Genomic DNA, 12,593 nt, shown 5'->3' with positions numbered 1-12,593 from the left:
CGGAATGAACATTCTTCCCGGCAATTTGCGTTTCGGAGCGGGCCAGCCCGTCAAGCGTTTGGAAGACCAGCGGCTGCTGACCGGGAAGGGGCAATTCATCGACGACAAGCCGGAAGACGGCGCGCTGTGGTTGCACGTGCTGCGCTCGCCGCATGCGCATGCGAAGATCGTCTCGATCGACACCGGCGCCGCGGCCGCGATGCCCGGCGTCACCGCGGTCTACACCGGCGCCGACCTCGTCAAGGACGACATCGGCGCCATCCCGACCTTGAGCATCTTCAAGCGCCCCGACGGTAAGCCGATGACGGTGCCGCCGCGCCGCCTGCTCGCCCATGAGATCGTACGCTATGCCGGCGAAGCGGTGGCGGCCGTGGTCGCCGCCTCCCGCGCGGAAGCGCAGAGCGCGGCTGAGGCGATCGTGGTCGAATACGATGTGCAGCCCGCGGTGGTCGATCCCGTCGAGGCGGTGAAGCCCGGCGCGCCCGTGGTGTGGCCGGAGGCGCCCGACAACATCGTCGGCGCGATGGCTTACGGCGATGCCGCCAAGGTCGACGAGGCCTTTGCCAACGCCGCGCACACCGTCGAGCTCGATCTCGTCAGCCAGCGCCTCGTGCCCTCCGCGATGGAGCCGCGCTCGACCATTGCCGAGATCGACAAGAAGACCGGCCGTCTCCTCCTGCACGTGCAGTCGCAGACGCCGGCCTCGACCCGCGACGTGCTGGCGGAGGCCGTGCTCAAGCGTCCCAAGGATAGCGTCCGCGTGCTGGTCGGCGACATCGGCGGCGGCTTCGGCCAGAAGACCAACCTCTATCCCGAGGACGGCATCGTCGCCTATGCCGCGACCAAGCTGAACAGGAAGATCCGCTGGCGCGGCGACCGCACCGACGAGTTCGTCGGCGGCACCCATGGCCGCGATCTCACCTCGACGGCCTCGTTCGCGCTCGACGAGAAGGGCAAGGTGCTTGCCTATCGCGTCAAGTCGATCGGCTGCACCGGCGCCTATTCCTCGGGTGCGGCCAACATCATCCCGTTGGTGCTCGGCCCGTTCGTGCAGACCGGCGTCTACGACCTGCCGCTGGTGCATTTCGAGGTGCAGTCGGTGATGACCCACACCGCCCCGGTCGGTGCGTATCGCGGCGCCGGCCGCCCCGAGGCGGTCTTCATCGTCGAGCGCCTGTTCGACGCTGCTGCGCGAAAGATCGGAATAGACGCGCGCGCGATCCGCAAAGCCAACTACATCAAGCCGGCGCAGCTGCCCTACACCAACGCAGCCGGCCAGGTTTACGATTCCGGCGCCTTCGCCCACATGCTCGACCGTGCCGTGAAGCTCGCCGACTGGGACGGTTTTGCCGCGCGCAAGAAGGCGGCGAAGAAGAAGGGCATGCTCTACGGCCGCGGACTCACCTCCTACATCGAATGGACCGGCGGCCGCGCCCACACCGAGAAGGTCAGCCTGCACGCGACCTCGCAGGGCCGCGTCGTGCTGCATTCCGGCACCATGGCGATGGGGCAGGGGCTGCAGACCACCTACACCCAGATGATCTCCGACTCGCTCGGCATTCCCCTCGACAAGATCGACGTCGTCCAGGGCGACACTGATCTTGCCATGGGTTTTGGCAGCGTCGGCTCGCGCTCGCTGTTCGTCGGCGGCACGGCGGTGGCGGTCTCCTCGAACGACCTGATCCAGAAGGCGCGCGAGAAGGCGGCCAACGTGCTGGAGACCTCGGTCGAGGACATCGAGTATCAGGGCGGCATGCTCACCGTGGTCGGCACCGACCGCCGCATCAGCCTGTTCGATCTCGCCGAGAAGGAGAGCGGCGCCAAGCTCAGCGTCGATTCCGAAGGCGAGGTGGATGGACCGAGCTGGCCGAACGGCACGCATATCTGCGAGGTCGAGATCGACCCCGAGACCGGCGTGTCCAAGGTCGTGCGCTATACCACCGTCGACGACGTCGGCGTCGCCGTCAACCCGATGCTGGTCACCGGCCAGATCCATGGCGGCGTCGCGCAAGGAATCGGCCAGGCGCTGTACGAAGGCGTCTCCTACGACTCCGACGGCCAGCTCCTCACCGCGAGCTACCAGGACTACTGCATCCCGCGCGCCGACGACGTTCCACCGATCGTGGTGACGCTCGACGATACCGCGCCCTGCCGCACCAATCCGCTCGGCGCCAAGGGCTGCGGCGAATCCGGCGCCATCGGCGGCCCGCCTTGCGTCACCAACGGCGTGATGGACGCGCTCGCCGAGCTCGGCATCACCCAGCTGAATACCCCGCTGACGCCGCAGAAGATCTGGCAGGCGATCCGGGACGCGAAGGTGGCGGGTTGACTCTCCTCATCGTCCCAACCTCCGCTGTCGTCCCGGACAAGCGCGCCTTAAGCGCGCGCCGATCAGGGATCCATAACCACAGGGAGCAGTCGTGCGACGGGCTGGCAACTCCGAGTCTTCGCCAAACTCCTCCCTGTGGCTGATGGGGTGGACGGCCCCCTACGGCATCAGTGTGCCAGAATGAGGTTGTTGCAAATCTCAGACAAGGGAGCCGTCCGTGAGCGAGATTATCCGAATTGGGATCGATACGTCGAAGCATATTTTTCAACTGCATGGGGTGGACGCGGCGGAGCGGCCAGTGCTGCGCAAGCGGCTGACGCGCAAGCAGATGCTGGAGTTTTTTGCCAAGCTGCCGGCGACGCAGGTGGGGATGGAGGCCTGCGGCGCGGCGCATTACTGGGCGCGGGAGCTGGGCAAGCTGGGCCACGAAGTGAAGTTGATGGCGCCACAGCACGTGAAGCCCTATGTCAAGCGCAACAAGAACGACGGGCGCGACGCTGAGGCCCTGTGCGAGGCGATGAGCCGGCCGACGATGCGGTTCGTGCTGGTGAAGAGTGCCGAGCAGCAGGCCGCGTTGATGCTGACGGGCTTGCGCGAGCAGATGATCGCCCGGCGCACCCAGCTTAGCAACATGATCCGCGGCTATGCGGCTGAGTTCGGGATCACGGCGGCCAAGGGGCTCAGCCAGGTCGAGCCGCTGTTGGCGCAGATCGCGCAAGACGAAAGCGTGCCGGACCTGGCGCGCGATCTGTTGGCGCAGCAGGGCCGCCAGTACGCGCAGTTACAGGAGGAACTGAAGACAATCGAAGCCAGGCTGAAGGCCTGGCACCGTGCCAACCCGGACAGCCGGCGCCTTGCAGAGATTCAAGGGATCGGGCCGATCGGTGCGCCTGAGCTGATCATGAAGACGCCGGATCCGCACGCGTTCAGCTCCGCAAGGCATTATGCGGCCTGGATTGGGCTGACTCCGAAAGACCATTCCACTGCCGGCAAAACCCGTCTCGGCAAGATCACCCGTGCTGGAGACGAGCGGCTGCGCAGCGTCCTGGTGGCGGGAGCGACCGCCGTGATCAAGCAGGCCATGTGCGGCCGCGGTCATCCGTCACCTTGGCTGTTGGCCCTGCTCAAGCGCAAGCCGCCCAAGCTCGCAGCCGTGGCGCTCGCCAACAAGAATGCCCGCATCGCCTGGAAGCTGATGGTGACGGGGGAGAGATACGACGGCGCTCGGATGCGGGCTGCATCCGCGGCTGCCGCCTAAGGGAGATCAGCCGATCGGGTTCGCCCGACCGGCCGAGCCGGAGCTGCAAGAGGAGTAGATGGTAGGATCGATCGATCCGAGGTGCGAGACATCCCGTGGGACCCATCGGCCGAACCCAGGTCGCGTGGTTGATTGGAGCTCGCGTCGCGGAAACCATCTTGGCCAGCGGTTCAAATCAACCGCACCAACAGGCCGGACATATGGATGCAAGCGATCCGATCAGACCGCCAAGCCTCTTGTGCCACGGGGGCCGTCCACATATGGGTCCCGGATCGGCGCTCCGCTTCGCTGCGCTTGTCCGGGACGACAGCGGGGATGCAGCGCCAGCTCGCCCCTCAAATCCCCAGCATCATCTTCGCGATGATGTCGCGCTGGATCTCGGAGGTACCGCCGAAGATCGTATAGGCGCGGCCGTTGAGATATTCCGGCACCACGGTCAGCATGTCCTCCGGGATCGCCGGCTCGTGGTTGAGCTTGTAGAGCGGGCGCATCGGCTCGACCGCAAGCGCGTCGTGGCCGATCACGTCGACGCCCAGCCGCGTCACGGCTTGCCGGATCTCGCTGTTGCGCAGCTTCAGGATCGATGACACCGCGCCGGGATTCTGTCCGGTCTGCAGCGCCGAGAGCACGCGCAGCTCCGTCATCTCCAACGCGTCGATGTCGACCTCGACCTCGGAGATGCGCGTTGCGATGTCAGGGCTGTCGATCGCGCGCCCGGTCAAATCCGACTCGGCCAACTCCGCGATCGCCTTCAGCCCCTCGCGCAGCTTTGCCGAGGCGATGCCGGAGCCGCGCTCGAACTCCAGCAGATACTTGCCGTAGGTCCAGCCCTTGCCTTCCTCACCGACGCGGTTGGCCACGGGCACGCGGACGTCGTCGAAGAACACCTGGTTGACCTCGTGGTCGCCGCCGATGGTGAGGATCGGGCGCGTCGTGATGCCCGGTGTCTTCATGTCGATCAGGATGAAGCTGATGCCGTCCTGCTGCCGCGGCCCGTCGCTGGTGCGCACCAGGGCGAACATGCGGTTGGCGTGGTGGGCATGCGTCGTCCAGATTTTTGTGCCGTTGATGATGTAGTCGTCGCCGTCGCGCACCGCACGGGTCTTCAGCGATGACAGGTCGGACCCCGAGCCCGGCTCGGAATAGCCCTGGCACCAGTAATCTTCGCCGGAGAGAATGCGCGGCAAGTAAAAATTCTTCTGCTCGGGCGAACCAAAGCCGATGATGACAGGCCCGACCATCTTCACGCCCATCACGTTGACATTCGGCACGCCCGCGCGCGCGGATTCGGTCTCAAAAATCCAGCGCTGTGCCGGCGTCCAGTCCGGCCCGCCATATTCGACCGGCCAGCCCGGCGCGCCCCAGCCCTGCCTGTGCAGCGCGCGCTGCCAGGCCATGCCGATATCGGGATCGGAGAACACCGACGGCGTCAGCGCGGTCGCGTGCTTCATCTCATCGGTGAGATTCTTGGCGATGAAGCCGCGCACCTCGCTCTGGAAGGCGCGTTCCTCGGCATTGAACGTGAGGTCCATGATGCGCTCCTTGTCAGGCGGGCACGGATGTGCGGCCAAGCTGCGCGTGGCGGGCATAGTGGTGCGCGCTGCCGCCGAACAGCGTGTCGAAGGCGACCAGCCGCTTGAAATAGGCGCCGACCTCGAGCTCCTCGGTGACGCCCATGCCGCCGTGAAGCTGGATCGACTGCTCGCCGACGAAGCGCGCGCATTTGCCGATCTTCGCCTTCGCACCCGAGGCGGCGCGCGCGCGTTCGACCGGCGCAGCATCCACCTTCAACGCAGCCCGCAGCGCCATCGAACGGGATTCGTCGACCTGCATCGCCATGTCGGCGAGGCGGTGGCGGATCACCTGGTTGGCCGACAGCGGCCGGCCGAATTGTTTGCGGATCTTGGTGTATTCCAGCGTGGTGTCCAGCAATGTCTGCATGATGCCGACGGCTTCCGCACCAAGCGCCGCCATGGCGCGGTCGACGGCCCATTCGATCGCGGGTAGCGCGTCGCGTCCATCGCCGAGCAGGGCATCTTCAGGCAGATGCACGTCCGACAGCTCGATGTTGCAGGCGCGCCCGCCGCCGAGGCGCTGGTAGTCGGAGAGCGCGAGGCCAGGTGCCGTCGCCGGCACCAGGAACAGACCGATCCGTCCCGATGGTCCCTGATGATCATGGAGATGCGCAGAGACGATGATCTCGTCGGCGGCGTGCCCGTCGAGCACGGCGATCTTGCTGCCGGCGAGGCGCCAGCCTTGCGTCGTCTTGTTGGCGATGGTTGCGACGTTGGCGAGATCGAACCGCGCCGCGCGCTCGGAATGCGCAAAGGCGAGCTTCAGTGATCCGTCCGCGATCTTCGGCAGGCTCGCCTGCTTCTGCGCCGGGCTGCCGCATCTGTCGATCAGTGCAGCTCCAAGGACGACGGTCGCAACGTAGGGCTCCGACACCAGCCCGCGGCCAAAGGCTTCCATCAAAATGCCGATCTCGACCGCGCCGCCGCCGAGCCCGCCGAACTCTTCCGCGATCGGCAGTGCAAGCCAGCCGAGCTCGGCAAACTGCTTCCAGACATCAGGGCTGTATCCGAGCGGATCGTTCGCCATCTTGCGGCGGTGATCGGCATCGTAGCTTTCGGCCACGAAACGTTCCGCGCTCTCGCGCAGCAGCCGCTGCTCGTCGCTGAGGTTCAGGTCCATCGCATCTACTCCGCGGCCGCTGGCGGCTTGCGCACGGAGGGATGCAGGCCGGATGGATCGACGATCATGCCGAACTCCTGGAGATTATGGGCGTGACAGAGCTGATGCAGCGCAAAGGCCTGGTCGATCGCGGCGGGCTGTCCCATCACGTCGACCGAGCGGTTGACCGCCTCCTTGGTCAGCTTCAGCGCGAAGGACGGCTTTGATGCGATCCGGCGCGCCAGCTCCAGCACGCGCGAGGGCAGCTCCGCACGCGGCACGACCTGGTTGACCATGCCGAGCTGGTGCGCCTCCTCGGCGCTCCAGCTGTCGGCGGTGAACAGGAATTCCTTGGCCTTGCGCGGCCCGAGCTCCCAGGGATGCACGAACCATTCGACGCCGCAGACGCCCATGGTGACCACGGGGTCACAGAACTGCGCATCGTCGCTGGCGACGATGAGGTCGCAGGCCCAGGCCAGCATCAAGCCGCCGGCGATGCACTTGCCGTGCACTTCGGCAATCATGGGCTTGGCGAGGTTGCGCCAGCGCCGCGTGATCTGGAGGTAGATTTCCTGCTCGCGCGCGAAACGGCCATGGGCATTGGGTTCAGCGAAGCCGCCCCAATTTCCGATTGGCGGAAAATCTGTGCCCGCGGTGTTCTTGCCGCCCGGACGCAGATCGTGGCCGGACGAGAAGTGCGGCCCGCTGCCGGCGAGAATGATGACCTTGACCGTATCGTCCTGCACCGCCGCATCGAAGGCGGCGTTGAGGTCGTAGGTCATTTGCAGGTTTTGCGCGTTGCGCGCCTCGGGCCGGTTCATCACGATCCGGACAATCGCCGGCTCCGGTTTCTCCACGAGGATGGTCTCGAACGAGGACATCGCGTTTCCTCCGGCGTTTCCATGTCGTCTTATTGTTTTGTCTGAGTTGACTATGTCGGCCAGGGATAGGCAAGAGGCTTGCGTCAGTCGGCTGGCGTGCAGATATCCCCGCGGTCATTCCGGGATGGTCCAAAGGACCAGACCCGGAATCTCGAGATTCCGGGTTCGCTTCGCGCCCCGGAATGACGCCGGAAAGCTGGCATCGTGTGATCGCTATCTGATAGTTTACGCCAGATTTCACCGGGAGAAATTTGATGCGCAAGATCCTCACCGTGCTGGCGGCTCTGGCCTCGCTGAGCCTGACCAATTGCGGCTACAACGCGATCCAGAGCGAGGACGAGCAGATCAAGGGCAACTGGTCCGAGGTCGTGAACCAGTATCAGCGCCGCGCTGATCTCGTGCCCAATCTCGTCAACTCGGTAAAGGGTTTTGCGCAGCAGGAAAAGGACGTGCTGCTCGGCGTCACCAATGCGCGCGCCAAGGTCGGCAGCATCCAGGCGACGCCGGAGGTGCTGAACGATCCCGCCGCGTTCCAGAAATTCCAGGCCGCCCAGGGCGAGCTCTCCAGCGCGCTCTCGCGCCTCCTGGTCGTCACCGAAAACTATCCGCAGCTCAAGTCCGATGCGCTGTTCAAGGACCTGATGTCGCAGCTCGAAGGCACCGAGAACCGCATCACGGTGGCGCGCAACCGCTACATCAAGGCGGTGCAGGACTACAACGTCACCATCCGCTCGTTCCCGACCAACCTCACTGCGATGACGTTCGGCTACAAGGAGAAGCCGAACTTCTCGGTCGAGAACGAGAAGGAAATCTCGACCGCGCCGAAGGTGGATTTCAACCCGGCTCCGTCGAAGTAGCTGCGTTCGGACCGATGCGCGTCCCACCCACCGCCGTCATTCCCCGCGAAGGCGGGGAATCCAGTACGCCGCGGCATCTCGGTTCAAGCACTGCGGCCTCTGGAATACTGGATCGCCCGCCTACGCGGGCGATGACAGTGAGGTTGTGGCGGGCTTGCTCGGCTGTCTCCTCCCGCATCGTGCTCGCCGTCGCGCTTGTCCTGACCTTTGCCTTTGCGGCTCTCGCCGATGTCGCCGTCCCTCAGCTCACCGGCCGCGTGGTCGACCAGACCGGCACGCTCTCCAGCGGCGACATCGCCGGGCTCACGCAAAGGCTGCGCGATTTCGAGACGCGCAAGGGCAGCCAGGTCGCCGTCCTAATCGTGCCGACGACGCAGCCGGAGACGATCGAGCAGTACTCGATCCGCGTTGCGGAGGCCTGGAAGATCGGCCGCAAGAAGATCGACGACGGCGCGATCCTCGTCGTCGCCAAGAACGACCGGCATTTGCGCATCGAGGTCGGCTACGGCCTCGAAGGCGCGCTGACCGACGTCACCTCGCGGCGCATCATCGACGAGATCATCACGCCGAAATTTCGGAGCGGCGATTTTGCCGGCGGCATCACCGATGGCGTCGAGCGGATGATGCGGGTGATCGACGGCGAGCCATTGCCGGTTCCTTCTCCCACCGTGAACTTCGGCAGCCTGGACGACCTCGCGCCGCTCTTCATCGTCACACTGTTCGCCTCCATCGGGGTCGGAGGGTTCTTCCGTGCCATGCTGGGGCGGTTGCTCGGATCTTTCGTGACCGGAGGCATCATCGCGGCGCTGACCTGGTTCATCCTCGGGTCTTTCGCGCTCGCCCTCGCGCTGGGTGCTCTCGGCTTCATCATCGGATTTGTCGCTGATCTGTTTTCAGCGATCACGCCGGGCACGGGCCGCTCGCGCGGCGGCTCCTGGTCGAGCGGCTCCTCGTCCGGCGGCTGGAGCAGCGGATCATCGTCAAGCGACAGCGGCGGTTTCAGCGGCGGTGGCGGCAGCTTCGGCGGCGGCGGCGCCTCGGGGAGCTGGTAGGTCATGAGCATCAAGCGCATTGCCAGACATCTCGTGCAGCACCATTGGCGGGCAAAGCAGATCTTCCCGCAAGGTGTGCTCAACCGCATCGAGCAGGCGATCCGGCAGGGCGAGACCACCCATTCCGGCCAGGTCCGCTTCGTGGTCGAAGGCGCGCTCGACGGCCGCCCGCTGTTCCGCAACCAGCCGGCACGCGAGCGCGCGCTCGACCTGTTCTCGCATTTGCGCATCTGGGACACCGCGCACAACAACGGCGTCCTGATCTATCTCCTGCTCGCCGATCGTGACGTCGAGATCATCGCCGACCGCGGCATCGACGCGAAGGTTGGCGCGCAGGGGTGGGAAACCATCTGCCGCGCGATGGAGTCCGAGTTCAGGTCCGGCCAGTTCGAGCGCGGCGTAATCGCCGGCATCACGGCGGTGTCGCGCGAGCTGGCAAGGCACTTCCCGCCGGGCGGACCGCATCCGAACGAACTGCCGGATGCACCGGTGGTGATGTAAGGCCGCGCGCCTAGCTCTCTCACCGTCACCCTGAGGTGGCCGCTTCTTCAGCGGCCCTCGAAGGGCGACGGCCCGGCTGCTGCAGCTCGGCCGTTCATCCTTCGAGGCTCCCGGCGCGGTGCTACGCACCGCGCCACTCGCACCTCAGGATGACGGAAGTGCCGAGGGCGACAGCCCGGCCATTCCGCGGCCGTTCATCTTCCCCCGATTACAAATTGTTTCACGCCCGCCACGCCGGTTCCACTTTCCCGGCCCAATTCGGCCCCGGATGAGTTCCTAAAATTTCGGTAAGCGGGTCCGAAGGTAAGGATTTCGCAAGCTATGAAAGTTACCAAAAGGTCAATCCAGACTGGAGTATTTGAGCCGTGAGCGAAGCAATGCCCGAGCAGGCCGCCCAGGATAACAGCGTTGTCGAAGCCGCAGCGACCGCGCCGCAGGCTGTCGAGGCTGCCGGGATCGAGGCCCCCTCGATCGCCCCCGACCACGAGGCGCCGCCCAAGCCGGACCCGATCAAGGTTGAGCCGCCGCGGATCGAGCTGCCGAAGTTCGAAGCCAAGGCCGAGGCCAAGCCCGAGCCGAAGCCCGGCAAGCTCATCGTCATGCCGCCTGCCGACCGCGCCTGGGAGCGCGAGGAGTTTGCCCCGCATGTGAAGGCGGACGAGCCGCGCGAGACCGGCAGCAAGCGCCGGCTGTCGGCGATGGCCGCGGTGGTGGCGATCGCCGCCGGCGTCGGCGCGATCAGCGGCGCGCTCGCAACGGCCGGCATGATGCACTTCGCCGCCCCGGCGCCCGCGCCGGCACAGGTCGCCGACACCAGCGCATTGAATGCTTCCGTCGCGCGGATCGATGCCGACCTCGTCGCGCTCAAGGCGAATGTCGAGCACTCCTCCAAGACCGGCCTCAGCCAGTTCAACCGGGCCAACGACCGTCTCGACAAGCTCGAGAAGGCACAGGCCGAGCCGATGGCGAAGCTGGCAAAACTGTCCGAGACCGTCGACAAGCTCCGTGCCACGCCGCCCGCCGCTCCCGCGCAGGCCGCTGCAGCGGCGCCCAAGGAGACCACCGGCTCGATTGCGCCGGCCCAGGTCGCGACCGCCGCTGCCGCTCCGGCTCCCGTTCCCGCCGCACCCAAGACCGAGGTCGGCCGCCTGCCTACGCTCGAGGGCTGGAGGCTGCGCGACGTCGCCAATGGCGGCGCGCTGATCGAGGGCCGCGACGGGCTCTACGAGGTCTATGCCGGCGATCCCATCCCCGGAGTTGGCCGCGTCGATGCGATCCGCCGCCAGGACGGCCGCTGGGTGGTTGTCACCAGCAAGGGCCTGATCGTCGCGCGCTAAGCGTTCGATATTCGACTTTCGAAGAGGCGCTTCACCACCCCGTGAAGCGCCTTTTTGCTTGAATAGGCCCGCCCGCGCGGTGTTACTGAAGGCATGAGCCGCGTGTTGCGAATTCTCCTTGCCGCCTTCGTGCTGTTCGGCGGCCTCATGTCGCTATCGGCGGCCGAGAACGCACAGCTGGCGCGCGGCACTGCCATCACTGATCCCGATGTTCTGCGCAAGCTCGATCAGAACGGCGTGCTGACGATCTCGCGGCTGCTCTGGCCGGAGCGCAACACGAATTTTCCGCTCACGACCGATCTGCTGTTCTCGTGGCTGCCGCAGCTGAAGGACATTCCGCCCGCGATCGATGCGGAATTCGAGCGCTACATCGCCCAGCAGAAAGCGGCCTGGCCGAGCGAGACCATCGGCGTCGGCGAAGGGGTCGACGTGCAGCTGTTCGACCGCGCCGTGCTGAAATCCCCCAACACGCGCTTCGTGCTGGCCGGCATCGTCAACCGCATGGACCGAGCCTATGTCTCGGAGGAGTCCTGCGGCGAGATCCGCTTGATCTACCGGCTGACGCGTTTCGATGCCGGGCCGGACGAGACCAAAACGGCGACACGCCTGCCGATGACGTTCAATCTGGTGCTGAAGGCGCGCGATGCGCGCCAGACAGATGGGAATGGCAAGCCGGTCAGCTGCGCCGAGGTCGCGCGGCGCTGGCTCGACAATGGCGACTGGCAGGGGCTGATCGGCGGCGGCTTCCATCCCTCCGATGCGATGCTCGACCGCATCGAGACCAACATCCAGATCTCGATCGCACCGAAATCGGCGCTGCACGATTTCCGCTCGGACTATCTGCTCAAAGTGTTCAAGTACAACGCGGCCACAAAGACGTTCGAGGAATCGACGCTGGAGAACCAGATCGACCGCGACCGGATACTTGCTGACGATAATCTCCGGCGCGAATTCAAGGACTGGCTGCTCGCGCCCGAGAATCTTCGCTCGTTCGATCTCGGGACGGTGCTGATCCCCGAGAGATTTTTGGCCAGGGCCGCGGTGGTGCCGACGCCTGCGGGTCTCGACGCTTCGGCGTTGCAGCCGGAGTTCGGCATGATGCAAGGGGAGGGAAAAGGGGAGGGCAAAGACGATCCGGTTTTCACCGACAGTGACGTGGTCGGCGCATTGAAGCAGGCTGCCGCGCGCGGGGATCTGCAGAACGTCCGTTCCGTCGCCGGCTTCCAGCGCCGGCTCAACGACGTCACCTGCGCCGGCTGCCACCAGACCCGCGGCATCGGCGGCTTCCATTTCCCGGGCGTCGACTGGCTCGCCGACAGGCCGTCCAATTCCACCATCGTTCCGGCCTCGCCGCATTTCCTCGGCGACCAGGTGCGCCGCCGCGACATCCTGGCCGCGTTCGCCGCGGGAAAACGCCCTGATTTCTCACGCGGATTTGCCAGCCGGCCGCAGACCCGCGGCAGCGGCGAGCTCGCCGGCACCGAATATCAGGACGGCTGGGGCGCGCATTGTTCCCTGCAAAATGCGGGATCGGGAACGCGGGATGAGAGTTTTACGTCATGGAGCTGTGCCACAGGCTTGACCTGTCAGGCTGCCGCGGCCTCGCGCCGCATCGGCATGTGCTTCATCAAGACGCGTTAGCGCGCGATCCGGAAAAGTGTGTAGCGGTTTTCCGATAAGATCACGCGCAAGCTAACAGATCGAT

Annotated in this window: 10 protein-coding genes; 7 read left to right on the top strand and 3 right to left on the bottom strand. The window is 65.7% G+C overall.

What is annotated here, in order from left to right:
* The first annotated feature begins 4 nt into the window (after positions 1-4).
* Both ACVJ19_RS05730 and ACVJ19_RS05725 read left to right on the top strand, forming a co-directional pair.
* Positions 5-2,329: a xanthine dehydrogenase family protein molybdopterin-binding subunit gene (locus ACVJ19_RS05730; RefSeq protein ID WP_453949876.1), complete on the top strand. Its 2,325-nt coding sequence runs from the start codon at positions 5-7 to the stop codon at positions 2,327-2,329.
* Between the two features lie 217 nt (positions 2,330-2,546).
* Positions 2,547-3,587 (top strand): IS110 family RNA-guided transposase, encoded by a 1,041-nt coding sequence (locus ACVJ19_RS05725; protein WP_453948065.1) that lies wholly within the window; start codon positions 2,547-2,549, stop codon positions 3,585-3,587.
* Between the two features lie 335 nt (positions 3,588-3,922).
* On the opposite strand, the gene ACVJ19_RS05720 is transcribed toward ACVJ19_RS05725, so the two are convergent.
* Genes ACVJ19_RS05720 through ACVJ19_RS05710 form a run of 3 tightly spaced genes read right to left on the bottom strand, consistent with a single transcriptional unit; the run spans position 3,923 to position 7,141 of the window.
* Complete coding sequence (locus ACVJ19_RS05720; RefSeq protein WP_453949877.1) at positions 3,923-5,119, bottom strand: acyl-CoA dehydrogenase family protein; 1,197 nt, start codon at positions 5,117-5,119, stop codon at positions 3,923-3,925.
* Between the two features lie 13 nt (positions 5,120-5,132).
* Entirely contained in the window at positions 5,133-6,281 is a 1,149-nt protein-coding gene (locus tag ACVJ19_RS05715; protein ID WP_453949878.1) for an acyl-CoA dehydrogenase family protein, read from the bottom strand.
* Positions 6,282-6,286: 5 nt separating this feature from the next.
* Positions 6,287-7,141, bottom strand: a complete 855-nt coding sequence (locus ACVJ19_RS05710) for an enoyl-CoA hydratase (protein ID WP_453949880.1) — start codon at positions 7,139-7,141, stop codon at positions 6,287-6,289.
* 254 nt (positions 7,142-7,395) lie between these two features.
* Here ACVJ19_RS05710 and ACVJ19_RS05705 point away from each other — a divergent pair, with 254 nt between their 5' ends.
* The 5 genes from ACVJ19_RS05705 to ACVJ19_RS05685 all read left to right on the top strand — a co-directional run bounded on the left by ACVJ19_RS05705 (position 7,396) and on the right by ACVJ19_RS05685 (position 12,529).
* A complete protein-coding gene (locus tag ACVJ19_RS05705; RefSeq protein ID WP_453949882.1) occupies positions 7,396-7,998 on the top strand; it encodes a LemA family protein in 603 nt (200 codons plus the stop codon).
* 131 nt (positions 7,999-8,129) lie between these two features.
* On the top strand, positions 8,130-9,050 hold the full coding sequence (locus ACVJ19_RS05700) for a TPM domain-containing protein (protein ID WP_453949883.1): 921 nt from the start codon (positions 8,130-8,132) through the stop codon (positions 9,048-9,050).
* 3 nt (positions 9,051-9,053) lie between these two features.
* On the top strand, positions 9,054-9,551 hold the full coding sequence (locus tag ACVJ19_RS05695; RefSeq protein ID WP_453949884.1) for a TPM domain-containing protein: 498 nt from the start codon (positions 9,054-9,056) through the stop codon (positions 9,549-9,551).
* Between the two features lie 377 nt (positions 9,552-9,928).
* Positions 9,929-10,888, top strand: coding sequence for a hypothetical protein (locus ACVJ19_RS05690; RefSeq protein WP_453955138.1), 960 nt, complete (start codon positions 9,929-9,931; stop codon positions 10,886-10,888).
* Between the two features lie 93 nt (positions 10,889-10,981).
* Positions 10,982-12,529 (top strand): hypothetical protein, encoded by a 1,548-nt coding sequence (locus ACVJ19_RS05685; RefSeq protein WP_453949885.1) that lies wholly within the window; start codon positions 10,982-10,984, stop codon positions 12,527-12,529.
* Positions 12,530-12,593: the final 64 nt, after the last annotated feature.

It is taken from the genome of Bradyrhizobium sp. USDA 376, from assembly GCF_054063675.1.
This window is presented reverse-complemented; position numbering and strand designations above follow the sequence as displayed.